Origin of the sequence: Paenibacillus sp. YAF4_2, assembly GCF_052113225.1 — a bacterium.
In the GTDB taxonomy this organism is placed as follows: Bacteria; Bacillota; Bacilli; order Paenibacillales; family Paenibacillaceae; genus Pristimantibacillus.
Genome location: NZ_JBFRCT010000008.1, coordinates 150,961 through 168,017, shown reverse-complemented (window position 1 = coordinate 168,017; position 17,057 = coordinate 150,961). Strand labels below are relative to the sequence as shown.

Below are 17,057 nucleotides of genomic sequence, written 5' to 3'. Positions count from 1 at the left end.
TCCTAGTAAAATAATGAATAAATCCATCGATTTGTTAGCGCTTACAATTCAATTGAATAATAAAGCGCCTGCCTTGCTTTTGACTCACGAGAAATAATTTAGCATTTCCAGGATTTAATTTATTTCAATTTTTATTATACTTTTAATTAAACTTTAGTCAATATTTTATTTAACTTTTAATTAAAATTTATCGACGACTGATATCCATATCCTTTTACCCCCGAATTTTATAACCCGAACAACAAACCTAATCCAATTTGTCGAAATCCCGTTATTCCTGCCATAAAACTGTTACCATCCAACGAGGGGATCTGGGAATTCAAGCCCAAATCCCCTCTGGAAAAACAATAAAAACCTAATATAAAGTTGAAATTTGTTGAATACCTCCTTATTTCAAAGCAGGCAATTCATCCCTCGTAATCACATTAGATGCTCCATACAACGCTTGAATCTGAGCATTCGTATTGCTGCTGAACGTAAGCTCCGCCCAGCTCATTGCAAATACCCACTTCGGTTGAGCTGCAAGCTGGCTGGCCGTCGGAAGCACTGCACACTCGCCAATTGCAATTGGCTTTCCACCTGCAACGCTTAATGCCGTATTGTACTTCGTTGTCGTAAAGCCATCCGAGTTATAAACGTCCAGTGCAAAGATATCCCAATAACCGGCTCCAGGGTTGTACCCGCTCCAACTCAGATCCAGATCCTGCATGTCCCATACCCAGACTAAATTGGTTAGTCCTTTCGTATTCACAAGATAGTCATGCGTCAAGCGGTACAGTGCCGCTGTCCCATTTGTTCCCGAACGCCCTGCCCACCAGAACTGGCTCTGGTTCATCTCATGGAACGGACGGAACAGAACCGTTACCTGGTTATCCTCGAGGTACTGCAAATAAGTCGCGTACGTATCCAGCCGTGCTTTCCATGCATTATTCAGCGTGCCGCCATTCGTAATTAAGTCCGTCCATTGCGTATTGGAAAGCTCGCTGACCACACCACCATCCCAGCTGCCGGCATCGGATTGTGTTGGCGGCGTGACATGCATCATCAGCTGGACGATCGCACCATTCTTGAATTGATTTTTCGCTTCCTCAATCATAGTCCAACGATTACTTACATCACCGGAAGAGAAGAGAAAATCACCGCTCCAAAGTCCTGGATAACGCCCAGCAACACTATTAGCCTGATTAGTTTGTACAGCTGGGTTCGAATTCGGTTCACGATTATGGATGCCTATGACCGTCTTGCTGCCGTCAATGCTCTTCAAATAGTCGAGCACACCAACCTTATCTGTTGAAGCGCTTCCATAGATTTCGAATTCGATGATCGAGAAACCATATGCCGTCGCTCGCTGAATACAATAGATTTTCACATATCTCGCGGTTGTAGCCGTAAAGTTAATCGTATTCTTGCCGCCTGTTCCGCTGTAATTGGAGTAGACTGTCGTCCAAGTGGAATTGTTCGTAGAAGTCTGAATTTGAAATTGCGAGGCATAAGCCGCTTCCCATGCTATAGCAACACTTGCTACAGTCTGATTGGAACCCAGATCAACAATCATCCACTGCTGATCAGTGTAAGATGAAGACCATCGTGTATTGCCATTCGCATCCACCGCATATGAGCCCGGATAACTGGAGGATTCAGTAGAAGAGACTGTTACCGGCCTGTTGTATGCGATATTTGGCGCTGCTGAAGCATGATCGGAGCTAATCCATGAACTGCCGATAAAACCCGTTAATGCCAAACATAATACAACCCAGGTCAAACCTAACTTTTTAATCATTGCTACACCTCCGTTTAGAATAAAGTCATCTGAACACAAAACGCTTACGAATTGAGCTGTTCATAGACCACCTCCTTTCGAATAGCACAGCAAATAACCCCCTCTCTCCTAGCTATAAAGCTTTATCTCAGGGGGCTATTTGTTATTTGCAAAAAAGCAGTCAGCATCAGCTTCGATTCAGACGTTCACCTGCGCACCAATCCAGCTCGCGCTTCAGCAGCTTTTGATAAGAAGGATGCTGCCATACATCTGCATAGTGACCCGGTGTCAGCACCGCAACCCTTCCAAGTCCCTGCATGCGGCGCCATCCAGCGGGATAGCTGCCGCATGCTGACTCCGAGGTAAGAAATACGTCTCCTGATTCAAATTCCATTTGGTAATGTTCATCATGGACAACGAAAGGCTCGAGTTCGGCCGCAGGTCGAAGTACAACCTGATCGGGAGCAGGATGCGAACGGAATCCTCCGCCGATTAGGCTACGGAACAACGGTTCTTCAAGGTAGCCAACCGTACCCGCATGGATAACAAAAAGCCCCTTCCCTTTTTCAACAAAAGCCTGAAAGCAGCCTTGCACCTCCATCGTTAACCAAGGCGTACGATCCGAGGTCGAAACACGATTGGACTTAGCCAAAACAATCAACTCACATTGATTCATCCATGCTTCCGACCAATCTTTTGCATGCTCGATATAATCAAACTCGTATTGATCATTTGCAAGCTTGGCGAAGCCTTGCTGAACGACCTCCGCCGGATGCCACTCATCATGACAGATTACCCCAACACGCATAACCTTAAATCCCCCCATCCCTTACTTCCGTAATGGCAGCCAATCCACCGCCCGCCTCACATACTTGTCCCAGAACTCCCAATCATGACCCGCACCTGACTCCACTTCATATAATAGATTGATACGGTTATGAAAGATTTCGTGGAAGGACTGATTAATCTCGTAGTTATGATCATTGGTTCCGCATGCCTGATAAAAGGAAGGCATTGTCACACCTTCTGCCAATCGCCGCTCCAACAGCTGCCCGATATTGTTGTCGCTGCCCACATATTCCTCATACGAGCCAAAGGTCAAAATAGCCTGCTTGGAGAAAACCGTATTGTTGAACAAGGTCTTTCCCTCAAGACGCGTACGCTGATCGAGACTTCCGGACAAGCTGGCGACTGCAGCATACCTCTGCGGGTAACTAACACCTAACTTAAATGCTCCGTACCCGCCCATCGACAAACCAATCGCAAATGTATCCTCCCGCCGCTCTGAAATAGGGAAAAACGATTTTACGATCTGCGGCAGCTCTTCCGCAATAAAGGTAAAATAATCATAGCCATGCTTCATATCGGAATAGAAGCTGTACTGCACAGAAGGCATAATTACCGCTATTCCCTTTTCAGCTGCATACCGCTCAATCGAAGTATTACGCTGCCATGCGGAATGATCGTCTGATGCGCCATGAAGCAAGTACAACACAGGATAGGGCTGCACCAACGGCTCAGACGGGCGATGATAACGCTCGGGCAAGATTACATTCATAGAGCATCCCTGCCGCAGCGTTTCGGAGAAAAACTGAACTTGTAAAAAAGCCATCACTATCCCCTCCTAAGCAACTACCAATGCATTTCACTGCCTGCATAATCAACAAATGGCGGATGGGCGGTTTCATTCTCCTCCAACGCGTAACGAATAATAATATCCACGATTCCGCTGGCAGCCTCTTCAGCTTCTATCGCGGCATTCTCATTGCGTTTGCCGCCCATATACGTTTTCATCCATCCCGGATGAATGGCGATCGCTTTCCCACCTCGACTACGCAGTTCATTATGTACGATGTTCGTCTGCACGTTCAGCGCCGCCTTCGACATACAGTAGCCATACCAGCCCTCCCGCCAGGTCTGGTTGATTTGGCCTGCTTCTGACGAAATATTAACGACAAGTTTGTCATCACCCTGCACAAGTAAGCCGCTTAAAGCCTGCGTCATGCGCAGCGGTCCAAGCGTATTCACTTCATACATTCTGCGAATCAGCTCATAATCGATACCGCCAAATACAGAGCTGTCGTGGTTGCCTGCAATCCCAGCATTATTCACAAGCAAATCCAGCTTGCCGTACTGATCCTCAATTGTACTTGCGGCACGCAAAGCACTATCTTCATTTGAAATATCCAACAAAATTGGCGTGATCAACGAACTAAGCTCAGCCGGAATATGATCCAGTGCTGTCCATTCCGTCATATAACGGCCAGCGAATACCACATACCCTTTTCGAGCCAGCGCAATCGCCAGCTCATAGCCCAGCCCGCGGTCTGCGCCAGTTACGCATGCGACTTTCCCCTTCATTTACACTCCTCATTCCCGCTCAATTGTCCGCTCCGCCAGTTATGAACCGGCGCCCAGCCAAGCAGCTTCTTCGCCTTTGCATTACTCGTCCAAGCCCGATGACCGGAAAAGTCTTGTTTAATATCGGTCACATTCGGATAGTACCGATGAAGCAGCTCCGCATTAGGAAGCAAAGAGCAGGTATCATCCGCAGCTATATTCATCGTTTCACAACCAAGCCCTTCTGCCTCAACAGCTAATCGGCATGCGGCTGCCGCATCGCGCACATCAACATGGCTCCACAAAAACCGCTCAGCACGCGTATAAGTGGACAACCAGTTGTATTCATCAGGCAGTGCAACATGGCCGAATCGGAGATTCACAATTTGCATGCCGGTACGGTGAAAGATCATGCTAGCAGCCTGTTCTCCTGCGATTTTGGACAGTCCATAACTGTCTTGCGGCAGCAGCGGATGTGATTCATTAACTGGAAGGAACCGCGGATCAAACCTCTTTTCTGCATAACAATAACCATAAATAGATTCGCTGGAAGCACAAGCCGCTTTCCTTATACCAAGTCCAGCCGCCGCATCCAGTACATGATAAGTAGAAAGTGTATTGTTCATAAATACCACTTCATCCGGATAAGTGCCCGGCGCATTGATGCCTGCAAGATGGATAACTGCATCCACTCCCCGCAGTGCTCCATACACTTCACCCAGCTTAGTCAGATCTACGATCTTCGTTGGGCAAATCCGTTTGACTGGCAGCTCCCGGTCAATACACACAGCTTCATGGCCAAACGCGAGCAATTCGACAATGACCTGCCTGCCAATTCTTCCATTACCTCCTGTAACTGCAACCTTCAAAAGCCCACCCCTCCCTCACTGCATCCACTCTTCAGCGATGGACATGGAAGTGAGAAGAACGAAGCTGCATGCCGGTATCGTGACCTTGATGCCCGCATCCAGATTTACATCACTGTGTATTCTTGCAGGAACAGGAAAACCATCTCGATCAGCAGGACGCAATGGATCGGCATATACATATTCCGCAAGCGTTCCAATCTCATGCACGCCAGACATCACAAGGGTGAGCTGCATAGACTCAGAACCTTCATTCACAATTGCTACTGTTACACCATTATCCGCAAATGCCGCAGCACCTCTCACCAGTGGTCTATTGCCAAGATCTACACGAACGGTTCGGCATCCTCTTGGCATGTATCTGGACAATAGCGACATTGGATAGTACCACGGTCGAAGCGCCTGCTCCTCTACAGGACCAATCGTATTCCAGAAGCCCCATGTTTTCAGCTCGCCCGAGCCTCTTGTGTAACCCGGTGCCCGATGCATCGAATCATCCAGCATCCAAGCAATCATCCCTGCTTGCCCGCCGAGAATAGATTGAATCGTAAAGTCAGCCATAAGGACGCCGTATTTAAACGTCTTTACACGCGGCTGCTGATCATGGAGCTCATCCTTCCCCTCCACAATCCCCGCTTCAGTCATCAGATAAGGCTTCGAAGCTCCTTCCGGATCATGTTCGTCGATGTAGCTGCGCTTCACCCGAATCTGCCGCTCCATCTCTCCACTTCGAATATCCTCATCCATGACATAACGATGCACATCATATGCTGACAAAATCGGGCCATGCTCATGAACAGACCAATCTACCCACTCATCCTGATTAGAGGAGTCCGGACCCAGCAGCTCAATTCTGCCCCATAACTGACGCTTTCTCATAATACCCTCAAGGTTGCGCAAACCTCTTGACCAAATGGCAAACCGGTCACCGTCTTCCGTTGCCCAATAGCCATTCGGCTCATTAATGAAATTGTAATAACGCAGCACCGTATACCGTCGCACATCAAGCATATACGCCAGAAAACCACCAATTAACTCTGCCCAGACAGGATTGTCGGAAACCGTGATCCCTATTTCGGGACTACGGCTCCATTCGCCGATAATGACATCGATCCGATGCTCCTCGCAAAAGTCGAGAATACGATAGACCCTGTGCATATGCGCGGACTCCCAATCATAGATCGGATTACCCGCTTCATCCCAGCCTGTAACATAGGAGGCCGCTCGCAACATCAGCCTAATGATCGGAACACGCGAGTATGCAACCCGCTGAAATATCGTCTGCCACTGCTCTTCTGTATAATCGTGATCGTCAGACGGATCCCATTCAAAGCCGACGCCACAATAATAAGAAGTAAGTACATTGTCGCTATTGACTCGAACGACTTGCTGTGTATCTGTTTGCACCCCTCATCACCCCTTTACCGAACCGATTAGTGCACCTTTTACGAAATGCTTCTGCAGGAACGGGTACACGATTAGAATCGGCAGTGAAGATACGATAATCGAAGCCATCTTAACGGTAAACGCATTCACCTCTTGCTGTACGCTAATCGCGATACCAGCCTGAGAAATCGCAGCGGATGTATTGCTGATCAAATCCTTCAGCACCATCTGGAGCTGCCACATGTCCTTATCTGTCGCATACAGTACAGAGGAGAAGAAATCATTCCAATAACCAACGGCGATAAACAAACCAACTGTAGAGAGTACAGGCTTAGAGAGCGGCAATACAATCCGAAAGAAGATCCCCAGATCATTCGCTCCATCGATCTTCGCAGCCTCCTCAACCTCTTCAGGAAGCCCGCGCATAAATCCAATCATGACGAATATATTCCATGCGCTCATAATACCAGGCAGGATCAGTGCCCAGTAGCTGTCAACCATATGAAGCTCCTTCACGAGCAGATAGGAAGGAATCATCCCTCCGCTGAACAACATCGTGAACAAAACAAGGAACAAAACAATACCTTGGCCGCGAAGCCGTTTTTTGGATAAGGCATACGCCATGGCTGCTGATAAGAACGTCCCAAGAAACGCGCCTGCAACAGTCGTTATCAACGTCACCTTAAAGCCGGACAAGATCGATACGTTCTGGAATACAGCCAAATAAGCTGAGAAGGAAAAACCTGCGGGAAGGAGGAATAATCCTCCATCCGCCGTTAGGGAAGAATCACTAAGCGAGCCCATAATCATATACCAGAACGGATAGACCATGATCACCATTAATACGATAAAAAATAAGACGTTTGCCGACATAAACCATTTCTCGCCTTTTGTCATGCCCATTCAAAATCCCTCCTTACCATAGCCCATCCTGTCCTGTCGCCTTGACGATCTTATTCACAGTCAGAATAAGGATCATCGCAACGGCAGATTTGAATAATCCGGCAGCTGTTGCATAGCTGTAATCCGCTTGCTGAATGCCGACCCTATAAACGTACGTATCCAGAATGTCTGCAACATCGTAGACAAGCGCATTATAGAGCAGGAAGATTTGCTGGAAGCCTGCTTCGAGAATATTGGCCAAGCTCAAAATGACTAGAATAATAATAACTGGGCGAATGGCAGGCAGCGTAACATGCCACATCTGCTTTAATTTATTTGCTCCGTCAATCCGCGCTGCTTCATACAGATCTGCACTTACACCAGCTATTGCGGCAAGGTAAATGATCGTCCCCCAGCCTACTTCTTTGTAAATATCGCTTAGCACCAGCACAGAACGGAAATAACGTACGTCACCAAGGAAATCGATTGGTGTTCCTCCGAAGTTGCGAATGATGACATTCACCATGCCGTCCACTGGATTCAAGAAAGTGATAATAATGCCCGAGAAAATAACCCAGGAAATAAAATGCGGCAAATATATAATGGACTGCGCTATTCGTTTGAACACAACGTTTTTAAGCCCATTCAGCAGCAGCGACAAGATGATTGGCAGCGAGAACGATGCCGCTAGTTTATAGAGACTTATGACAATCGTATTCGTTAATACCTCGGTAAAATCAGGCGAACGAAACAGCCGCTGGAACTGATCAAATCCGACCCACTCACTTCCGCCGATGCCTTTGTAGATGTTGTAATCCTGGAAGGCGATCACAACACCATACATCGGACCGTAACGAAAGAGGAGAATGAGCAGCAGCCCGGGCAGCAGCAGTAGGTACAGGTATTTGTCCCGCATGATATCTTTTAGCAGTGTGCCCTTCAGCTTCAAGCTATGTCTGGTTGGCTTCGTCATTACAAGCTCTGCTTGTTGCTCCATGACTTCTCTCCTTTCTCATGCCGCACTTACTTGTAAGGAACAATATTTGCTTCATACCATGCATCGTAGGCCGTACGTTCTTCCTGCTGCGTGTTGAACAAGTTAACTGCTTCCTCATCAATCTGCTTGCCGCCAAGCTTCAAATATTGCTTCTCGAAATCGTCAAATGCAGATACCGGTGTTTTGCCTGTGATGATTCCCCAGAACAGTTCATCACGAACTTTCTTAATATCTGCCGAATATTTATCCCATTCAGGACGGTCAATCGCTTTGAACACGACAATCTTGTCGCGCATTGGCTGCGAAGTCTCGATCTTCTTCGTGAACATCTCCGTTACTTCAGGTGTATTCTTAATGTTTGCTGCGTCCTTACGCTGCATGATCCAGCCAAAGTTGCCAAGTCCAAGCTTGCTGCCTTCTTCTGGTTGAATAGTTGGCACGAACTCACCATTGTTCATCGTGTAATGCTCGCCTTCTTTACCAAATGCAAGCTGCTTGAACACTTCAGGCTTCGCCATTGTATCGAGCACTTGAACAGCACTGTCGGTATCGATCGTGTCGGTTACAATAAGGTAGCACCAGCCGATCTGTGCATCCGGCATATCGGAGCTGAAGCCATCCGGTCCTTGGATTGGATCAATTGAGATATACTCACCTGTAGGATTCAGCTTCTTGAACGAGATCGTTGTCGAGTTGCCTGGATTGAAATAATCGACCCAACGATAGAAGGAACCTACTTTACCAGAAGCAAAAATGTCATTAACCTTGCCATCATCATTGTTCGCACTCGTTGTCATTCGCGGATCAAGTACACCTTCTTTGTACAAGCCTTGAAGCAATTCAAGCACAGTTTTCACTTGCGGCATGAGTGCACCAAACTTGATTGAACCATCATCCTGCTTCATAAAGTTCTCCACATCAATGCCGTAAGCATAGAAGAACGGCGCAAGACTCCGGTAATAGTTATCGCCGGACAAGCCGTATGTATCGTTCTTGCCGTTCTTATCCGGATCATCCTTCGTAAATGCACGAAGTACGTTCACATATTCATCAAGTGTCTTTGGCTCTTGAAGACCGAGATTATCAAGCCAGTCTTTACGCAAAATCGTCGTCATATAGCTGGCTTCCGGCACGTCACCTGGAACTCTAAATATTTTTCCGCTCTTATCCCAGTGGTAGAACATCGTATCTTGTGTGTAATAATTCAAAATGTCTTTCCCGTATTTTTGCAGCGATGGCGTCAGATCCTGGGCAATCCCCGCTTCCACCCATTTCGAGAATTCCTTCGTATCGCCAGTCCATAAAATATTAGGCCGCGTATCTTTCGCACTCATCATAAGGTTGATCTTCGTATTCAGCTCTGACCAGTCAGGGAGGAAGATTGGCTGAACGTCCACCTTCCGGTTCATCGCCTTCGACAACTCTTCTTCAAGCGTATGCTCCGCCCACGAATCCGGCGTTTTGGAACCTGCCATCAGCGTCATGGTAACGTTGAGAGGTTCCGATGAAACTGTTTCTGTATTCGATGTCGCATTGGATGTCGTATTCGTCGCCTTCTTATTCTCAGCATCGGATTTGGTGTTTTCGTTTCCGTTTGAACATGCTGCCACTGCCATTATTGCGGCCAGAGAAACGGCCAGCATTGTTCTCTGCATCGTTTTATTCAAGTCGATAACCCCCAAAAGATTAGTAAAGGTAAGCGCGACATCGCATTTCAACATTTTCAACAAGAATACGCTTACATTCCCAAAAAGAGTATATCCTAACGATTCAACAATTGTAAACATTTAAATTTAATTTAATTAAAAATAATTTTAAAATCGTTTTCCGTAGGACATTTATCCTGATTAAATCCCTAAATATCTGTGTTTAGGACTTCCGGAATACCTTCAAATACAAATAGAACCATCAGTAAACCCCTGAATTTGTTTAATTTTGTTGAAATTTATAACCTATTTTTTTTAGCACTAAACTGCTGACACATACCGATGCGAACTGCCCAGCCCAGCCTCTCCCCTCGTGCTTACCGCAAGCTGGAGTAGAAAAATAAAAATGGCTGAGCAGGTTTGATCCTGTTCAGCCATTTTTATTTTAGATACGCGATATACTCGTATGCTGTTGTTCCATATACACTTTTAAAATGCTTATTCAGATGAGTCAAATCAACAAAACCGCAGGCAGCTACAGCAGAATAAATGTCTTTGCTTTGTTCAATGACCTGCTTGGCATGTTCAACCTTGCAGTTAAGAAAATACTGGTAGGGTGAAATTCCTGTCTGAGCCTTGAATAAACGAATAAATTGATATTTGGACAGCTGAAGCTCCTTGCATATCTCATCCAGCTTCAGAACATGCTCCAAATCGGCATGAATCATATCCTTGGCTTTTCGGATTAACACATGATCTTTCCTCATGTAGTCTGTTGAAAGACTGGAGTGATCAAGGCGATCGGTGAGTGACAGGAATAATTCACTGCACAAAGCCTCATCTTTTTCGTTTAATATGGCATTGGACAGATTTAATACTTTTTGTTCAAGCATTCGGTCATACACGACAGGACTTGTGAAACGCATGATATCCTTCTTCTCCATTACTTGTAACAACAGCTCAGGATCAATATAAAGCATCACATAATCAAGCCCTGATTTATCATGTGCCATTCCGTCATGAGTCTGTTCCGGGTGAAACAGCATAATGCCATTCTTATGGGATAATTGCAGACTGCCGTCCAAATGATAATGTTGAATACCACGTAAGGTGACCCCTATCGCGTACTCCTTGTGTGCATGCTTCTTATACTTGAACTCCGTCATACTTGCTGATAACGCCGTAATACCTGCCGATTTCTTATATATAAATTTCTCCATCTTGCACCTCTGCATATGCTTACCTATTCCCATATCATAATGGCTGCGTAAGCTAAAAATAAAGCCATGATCAGATTCGCCGCCGTTTGATGCTTGTGTAAAAACTCCTTAAATACGGCACCAAACACAACCCAGSTAATAAAAGCAGAAAATCCGATTAACGTTATCCCTGCGATATAGACGGTAACCATTGGGATCCCGGCATAAGGTATGATAAAAGTTGGAATAACGGTCAAGGCGAACAATACGGTCTTGGGATTTAGAAACTGCAGCACAAAGCCGGATCGGAAGGTTGCCGCTTGGTTTACCGCTGCTTGTGAAGTATTCTTCTTAATCATTCGATACGCAAGATAAACCATATACAGGCTTCCTGTTAATTGCATGAACACCAGGATCTTAGGCAGCACTGTCATGAGCATCGTATTCAAAGCAGCAGAGAGAACAAGCAATAAACAAAAACCAATTGCCGAGCCATACGAGAATTTCATCGCTTTCTTCGCTCCGGCATTGGTCGCCGTAGACAAGATGAGTATATTCGTAGGCCCGGGTGTAAACGTAGCAATCATACAGTAAAGAAAAAAGGATGTCATATCCATGAGAAGCCGCTCCTTTCATGCTCTCCTCATACCCTACATCCGAAAAGGAATTGCCTATAGTACATTATTGCAGATGTTCCTCTAGCATGAAAATAGGCCCAAACGTGTGACACTGTTTGGGCCTTCCTAAACGAACTGCCATATTACCTTATTTCACAGAGGCTTCGTTCTCCTCAATAATGACAAAACCCCAGCGGTCTAACTCGACTGGCTCACCCGGCAGGATATTCCGGCCAGACAATAGCTCTATCCCGCTCCTATGGGGATACGAGAAAGACTTCGATTGACTTGAGTAGTTAAAGTAATACCGGATGGTCTTACCCGCTTCATTTACTCCCGACTTAACGATTAACGGGAAACGAAGCTCTTGATCCAGGTCATATAACCCTGCAGCCTTACAGGCCCTCTCTAATACTTTCCCCGCAACCTCTGGACTTGGCACATAACCGATGTAAGTGGCTGTACCACGACCATACTTGTTTTCCGTTATGGCTGCATAAGTCCCCCAGTGAGGGTGATCATACCAGGCGAGCACCTCCGCTGTTGTTGGTGTAAGGAGCTCCATCCAGACCTTAACTTGATTAAACTCCTCTTCAACTTCAAAAGGATTCCCCTTAAGCGAAACCTTGTTGGGCTCTACGAACTGACTATATTGAATGCCGCATGCCTTTTGTATTATACCCGGCTGAATGCCCGTTCGGACCTGAATATGCTCGTTAGCAAACCCGCTCTTAAACGTATAAACCACATGGCCGCCCGACTCCACATATTGATTTAACTTCTCCAGGAGATCATCTGAAGCTGCATACAGTGCTGGAACAACAATCAGATCATAGTTCTTGAACCTGTCATAAGAGCTTGGGTGCAGCAAGTCACAGCCTATATTCATTTCATATAACCGATCATAGAGAAGACGAACAATTTCGTTATAACGCACTTCGCCTCCAGGCAGCTTGAACCATTCGATTGCGGTTAACGCCTCGTTACTGACAAGCATTGCAGCCCGGTTTTCTTTTTTCAAATTAACTAGGTTAGCAGACAGTTTCTTAAAATCTCGTCCAATCGTTACCGCTTCTTCGTATGTTGGATTGCTTCTCAGATCATGACTCAGGAGGCCCTTCCAATAGGTTTCAATAGAGTTATGAATCGAATGCCAATGCCAATAAGCGACCATATTAGCCCCTGAAGCGAGATGGCTGAAAGCTTGAAGCCGAAGCTGACCAGGATAAGGGGTCCAATTCGGAAAGGCCTGCGCTTGTGTCTCGATCACGAAATAGTTATTCCCCTTAAGAGAACGAGTAGAGTCGCCTCCAAAGGAGATTTCCTTCCCTGTCAGCTCGTCCTGAGAGGGATGATAGATATCGACACCAGCAATATCGAGTGCCTTTGCCGCTTCGAAGTGGTCTACATCCTTCTGGACACCAAACGAATATCCGCGCCAATCAAAGTCGAAGTTATGTGTCACGAACTGATCAGGCTGTTTATATTCATTCACAATGGATACTTGCCAAGCTAAGAAATCAGTAACCAGCTGACGTTGGAATCGGGAAAATTCTGCACCAAGACTGCCATTAATCGTACCTACAGCCGAAGGGAAGTCCTCCCAGCTATTAATTCGGTTACTCCAGTAGTCAAGGCCAAATTCCTTGTTCAGCTGCTCCACTGTACCAAATTTGTCTTTCATATATTTAATGAACCGATGCTGAACATTAGCTCCACTGGTCCCGTAGTGCTTTGTTTCGTTATCTACCTGATACCCAATTACAGCGGGATGCTTGCATACTCGCCCAATCAGCTTACGAATGATTCTTTCTGAATAAAAGAGATACTTCGGATTAGAGATATCCATGATCTGCCTTGCCCCATAACGCCCTGGCCCACTTGATGTCTCTGCCAGTACATCCGGATGCTCCTTAACCATCCATGTTGGCACAGCATACGTTGGCGTTCCGACGATAACATGAATTCCCGCTTCATACATTGCATCTAGGACACGATCAACACTAGTAAAATCGAAGATCCCATTTTGAGGCTCATGGGTACTCCATGTCGACTCTGCAATACGGACAAGATTAATGCCGGCAGCCTTCATCATTCGAATATCTTCTTCCAGTCTCTCATAAGGCATATATTCGTCGTAGTAAGCCACACCATAGTATAATTGCTGCATTTTTGAGCTCTCCTCTTATTTAAGTAAAGTAAACTCTCACCTTCATTTTAGAGGACGGGCTGACTTGTTTAAACGACAAAAAGATGCGACCTGTATCAAAATATTGTCATCCAACCTTTAAAAGACAGCTAAATTTCAAACACTCATAACCAATTAAGATTAAAATCTTGCTAATCATTTCGGATCACAAACTCAACCATGACTAAAAACTCTCTTTAACGGTCGAATAACCAAACTAATGATTAATAGCAATACTCCGATTTCAATTGCATGATCCGCCATATTGAGCACACCGTTACCGGAACGTGACACTAAAAAATCAGTGACCTCCCCAAACAACAGACGATCAATGCCATTTCCAGCCGCTCCCCCTACCAGGAAAGCCAAGCTAATCTCGATCGTTTTCCCATTAATCATCCCTTTTCTTCGATTGTAGATCACAACCACAATAAACAGGACAGCTAAGACCCCAAAGAGACGACCATAACCTTGAAAATGGCTTCCAGCCATCCCACTGTTCTCAATATGAGTCATTGGAACACCCCACAGGGAGTAGGTTTCGTCAATCTTTACGTGAATACGGATTAAAATTTTTGATAGTTGATCAACTAATACAACAAATGCTGCAATGATATAAAAAAGCATATACTTCTCGCCTTTCCTCGTTGATTTACCCCACAATTTTATACCTCTATTCCTCTTAATGATATCATAATCTCTTAACTCGATTGACTGTTCAGCAATCCTAGGCTACAAATCCAGCGCAACAGCGTTTAAGCGTATGCAACGCATAGGAGATACAGTTACCATGATACCGCGCACTCCGCATGTTGGATTTCATCCAGTATAATCGCTCCTTGTATCTAGCCCCTGCCCCTCTGTTGGATTCCATCCAACAGAATCGGGCTAATACCTTGACTACTGGGCGAGTGGAGCTCCTTTCACTGTATTAAATCCAACATAGGGGGCTACGTGACGTCTCTAAACGCTGTTACGTTGGACGAAATCCAACGTAACAGCGTTTAGCTTATGTGACGCATAGGAGGATGCAGCAAAGTAAAAAGAGACATCCGCTTCCCAAATAAGAGGAAACGAATGTCTCTTTTCTAAAGTCTAATTATTGTCTGCTGATTACTCCTCTACCTGTTCAGGAGCTTCTGAATTCGCTGCCTGCCCAAACACTTTAAACTCCCATAACGAATAGCCGTACATCGTCCCTCTGGATGTGCCGTACATCCTTACATATCTGGCCTCGGTTTCGTCGAAATTGACGATATCGGTACCACCATCTCCGGAAGTCGTGGTGTAGACATCGGTCCAATTCTGCCCGTCATTCGACACTTGAATTTGATAGCCCTTGCCATAAGCCGCCTCCCATTCCAGTCTAACTCGGCTGATTAGTCTCGGAGCGCCGAGATCAACCTGAATCCACTGCGGATCCGAGGAGTCAGATGCCCATCGTGTTTGGCTGTTTCCATCATTGCCATCAACAGCTTGGTGTGCACTCTCCGAGGAAGAAGCAGTAATTGCTTTTCCTTTAGCTAGTTCAATGATTTCCGGACCTGTTGGCGGTGTCAAGTTCAGCACCGGGTTAGCAAGGTCAAGCTTATACATCATCTGATTATAGTTGTAACGCGGCATAGCCGGAGCGTCCGTAAACGTATTGGTAAAGGTTGCCTCGAAATAGAGGTAACGGCCTTCGTCCTTGATATAATATTCATGCTGGGAAGGATTATAGAAGGAGTACTCGTTGTGGGTAATTATTTTTTTCGCGACCTTCCATGGTCCGTTGGGAGCAGGTGCTTCCGCAAACCAGAGTTCGCCGAGCAACGAGGTCTTGCCGAATTTCTCCTGACCAATCATCACATAGCTGTGGCGGTATTCATTCCATTCAACGGAGCTTTGAGCGATTTGAACGTCGTCTCCTGAATCCACGTCTTTCAGTTGGAAATAACGCTCATCATCTGCATGGAGAACACCAAGTCCAATTAGCTCTTTCTCCTGTTCCTGTGTAAGCATTTGCGTGTTTTTCTTCCAACCCCATACCAGCTTGCCATCAGCATCACGCTCAAGCTGTGTGTTTACCCCGGCATAAGTCGTCCCTGGCGCAAGCGGGGTAAAATACTCATATTGGGTGTAATCTACAATGGCATCCATCTTCGCTTCAACCCGAATATTCGGATACTCGTGCTGTGTGAAAATATAATACCCTTTGCCGCCATCCTCATAATACGTTCCTTGCCCGCCCATTCCCGCGTAACGCCAGTCGCTGACACCAGGGAATTGGACCAGCTGCTCAAACTCTTGCTTCTCATCATTAAAGATCAGAATACCAAACGAATGAGGGTTAGGATCATGTGTGCTGTAAGCAGCCAGCAGCCGTTCTTCACCGCTATCGTCCTGTACCGTCATTAGTCCAAAAACCCAAGCGATGTTCGCTCCATCGGATAGAGGCGGAACGAGACTTTTCACAAAGCCGTCCTCACGTGTAATATAGTCGAGATCTACACCAACATCGAGATCCAGACCTTGGCTAGGGAGCTTCGAGGTGGCACCTGTCACACGGAAATTTCCTAGTGGATAGGAAGGCCGATCCGTATCGCCCCAGAACCAGTACAGCTTATCCTTGTATTTGATCGTCTGAACCGAATCCTGACCCATGACCTTCCCGTTAAGAAGCGGCTCTTCGATTGGAGTTGTCTCACCAAGCATAACACTGTCCCTGTAAATCCCTTGCCCGGTTACCCGGTACAGCCGTTCAGCGATATTAATCCGGTTCATCTGAATCGTCACGTTCCCGCCAGGCGTCACATTAACCGCTTGACCACGATAGCCGAACATGTCCGTTGGCACTTCATACCCGCTGCTGGACAGATGAAAAAAGACGGTTTCATTCATAAGCCCCGGCTCGTCAAAAGCAACATTACCGGCACTATCCGTATAGAAGCTGATGTTGTTGGTTGTCCTCAGCTCCACGGCCGGAATGCCTCTGCCCGTCTCGGCGTCCACGACGTGAATTTTGAACAGCTGCTGATTATAAACCTGGCTTTGTGTTGGCTTTCCAACAAGATTACCATCCACTGCGCTTGCCGATGCGAAAGTACCGGGAATTATGGCCACTGCAAGCATAACTCCCGCCATTATTCCAGATGCTTTGCGAAAATGAAATCTCATGTGTTATCTCCTCCAATCAAG

14 protein-coding genes are annotated in these 17,057 nt (G+C 46.2%); all 14 read right to left on the bottom strand.

Going from position 1 to position 17,057, the window contains the following annotated elements:
- Positions 1-388: 388 nt before the first annotated feature.
- The 14 genes from AB4Y93_RS19375 to AB4Y93_RS19310 all read right to left on the bottom strand — a co-directional run bounded on the left by AB4Y93_RS19375 (position 389) and on the right by AB4Y93_RS19310 (position 17,036).
- Positions 389-1,780: a glycosyl hydrolase gene (locus AB4Y93_RS19375; protein ID WP_441894495.1), complete on the bottom strand. Its 1,392-nt coding sequence runs from the start codon at positions 1,778-1,780 to the stop codon at positions 389-391.
- Between the two features lie 166 nt (positions 1,781-1,946).
- The gene (locus AB4Y93_RS19370) at positions 1,947-2,567 is read right to left on the bottom strand and encodes a ThuA domain-containing protein (RefSeq protein ID WP_441894494.1); all 621 of its coding nucleotides are present in this window, start codon (positions 2,565-2,567) and stop codon (positions 1,947-1,949) included.
- 21 nt (positions 2,568-2,588) lie between these two features.
- The gene (locus AB4Y93_RS19365) at positions 2,589-3,371 is read right to left on the bottom strand and encodes an alpha/beta hydrolase (protein ID WP_441894493.1); all 783 of its coding nucleotides are present in this window, start codon (positions 3,369-3,371) and stop codon (positions 2,589-2,591) included.
- A 20-nt stretch (positions 3,372-3,391) separates the two neighbouring features.
- Positions 3,392-4,120, bottom strand: a complete 729-nt coding sequence (locus AB4Y93_RS19360) for an SDR family NAD(P)-dependent oxidoreductase (protein WP_441894492.1) — start codon at positions 4,118-4,120, stop codon at positions 3,392-3,394.
- Positions 4,117-4,968: an NAD-dependent epimerase/dehydratase family protein gene (locus tag AB4Y93_RS19355; protein WP_441894491.1), complete on the bottom strand. Its 852-nt coding sequence runs from the start codon at positions 4,966-4,968 to the stop codon at positions 4,117-4,119. Before AB4Y93_RS19355 ends, AB4Y93_RS19360 begins: the two co-directional genes overlap by 4 nt.
- 15 nt (positions 4,969-4,983) lie before the next feature.
- Positions 4,984-6,372, bottom strand: coding sequence for a hypothetical protein (locus AB4Y93_RS19350; RefSeq protein ID WP_441894490.1), 1,389 nt, complete (start codon positions 6,370-6,372; stop codon positions 4,984-4,986).
- 6 nt (positions 6,373-6,378) lie between these two features.
- Positions 6,379-7,254 carry a carbohydrate ABC transporter permease gene (locus tag AB4Y93_RS19345; protein ID WP_441894489.1) on the bottom strand — a complete coding sequence of 292 codons (876 nt, stop codon included), beginning with the start codon at positions 7,252-7,254 and terminating at the stop codon, positions 6,379-6,381.
- A gap of 13 nt (positions 7,255-7,267) precedes the next feature.
- Positions 7,268-8,230 (bottom strand): ABC transporter permease, encoded by a 963-nt coding sequence (locus AB4Y93_RS19340; protein WP_441894487.1) that lies wholly within the window; start codon positions 8,228-8,230, stop codon positions 7,268-7,270.
- A gap of 26 nt (positions 8,231-8,256) precedes the next feature.
- Positions 8,257-9,897 carry an ABC transporter substrate-binding protein gene (locus AB4Y93_RS19335; protein WP_441894486.1) on the bottom strand — a complete coding sequence of 547 codons (1,641 nt, stop codon included), beginning with the start codon at positions 9,895-9,897 and terminating at the stop codon, positions 8,257-8,259.
- A gap of 419 nt (positions 9,898-10,316) precedes the next feature.
- A complete protein-coding gene (locus AB4Y93_RS19330; RefSeq protein WP_441894485.1) occupies positions 10,317-11,096 on the bottom strand; it encodes an AraC family ligand binding domain-containing protein in 780 nt (259 codons plus the stop codon).
- A 23-nt stretch (positions 11,097-11,119) separates the two neighbouring features.
- Positions 11,120-11,692, bottom strand: coding sequence for a LysE family translocator (locus AB4Y93_RS19325; RefSeq protein WP_441894484.1), 573 nt, complete (start codon positions 11,690-11,692; stop codon positions 11,120-11,122).
- 148 nt (positions 11,693-11,840) lie between these two features.
- A complete protein-coding gene (locus tag AB4Y93_RS19320; RefSeq protein WP_441894483.1) occupies positions 11,841-13,862 on the bottom strand; it encodes a beta-galactosidase in 2,022 nt (673 codons plus the stop codon).
- A gap of 192 nt (positions 13,863-14,054) precedes the next feature.
- The gene (gene lspA / locus AB4Y93_RS19315; protein WP_441894482.1) at positions 14,055-14,507 is read right to left on the bottom strand and encodes a signal peptidase II; all 453 of its coding nucleotides are present in this window, start codon (positions 14,505-14,507) and stop codon (positions 14,055-14,057) included.
- 486 nt (positions 14,508-14,993) lie between these two features.
- A complete protein-coding gene (locus AB4Y93_RS19310; RefSeq protein WP_441894481.1) occupies positions 14,994-17,036 on the bottom strand; it encodes a discoidin domain-containing protein in 2,043 nt (680 codons plus the stop codon).
- Between the last annotated feature and the right edge of the window lie 21 nt (positions 17,037-17,057).

What these genes read in the sequence shown, in the direction of transcription:
- AB4Y93_RS19375 (WP_441894495.1), bottom strand. Translation starts at nt 1,780, where the DNA reads ATGATTAAAAAGTTAGGTTTGACCTGGGTTGTATTATGTTTGGCATTA.
- AB4Y93_RS19370 (WP_441894494.1), bottom strand. Translation starts at nt 2,567, where the DNA reads ATGCGTGTTGGGGTAATCTGTCATGATGAGTGGCATCCGGCGGAGGTC.
- AB4Y93_RS19365 (WP_441894493.1), bottom strand. Translation starts at nt 3,371, where the DNA reads ATGGCTTTTTTACAAGTTCAGTTTTTCTCCGAAACGCTGCGGCAGGGA.
- AB4Y93_RS19360 (WP_441894492.1), bottom strand. Translation starts at nt 4,120, where the DNA reads ATGAAGGGGAAAGTCGCATGCGTAACTGGCGCAGACCGCGGGCTGGGC.
- AB4Y93_RS19345 (WP_441894489.1), bottom strand. Translation starts at nt 7,254, where the DNA reads ATGGGCATGACAAAAGGCGAGAAATGGTTTATGTCGGCAAACGTCTTA.
- AB4Y93_RS19340 (WP_441894487.1), bottom strand. Translation starts at nt 8,230, where the DNA reads ATGGAGCAACAAGCAGAGCTTGTAATGACGAAGCCAACCAGACATAGC.
- AB4Y93_RS19330 (WP_441894485.1), bottom strand. Translation starts at nt 11,096, where the DNA reads ATGGAGAAATTTATATATAAGAAATCGGCAGGTATTACGGCGTTATCA.
- AB4Y93_RS19320 (WP_441894483.1), bottom strand. Translation starts at nt 13,862, where the DNA reads ATGCAGCAATTATACTATGGTGTGGCTTACTACGACGAATATATGCCT.
- lspA (WP_441894482.1), bottom strand. Translation starts at nt 14,507, where the DNA reads ATGCTTTTTTATATCATTGCAGCATTTGTTGTATTAGTTGATCAACTA.
- AB4Y93_RS19310 (WP_441894481.1), bottom strand. Translation starts at nt 17,036, where the DNA reads ATGAGATTTCATTTTCGCAAAGCATCTGGAATAATGGCGGGAGTTATG.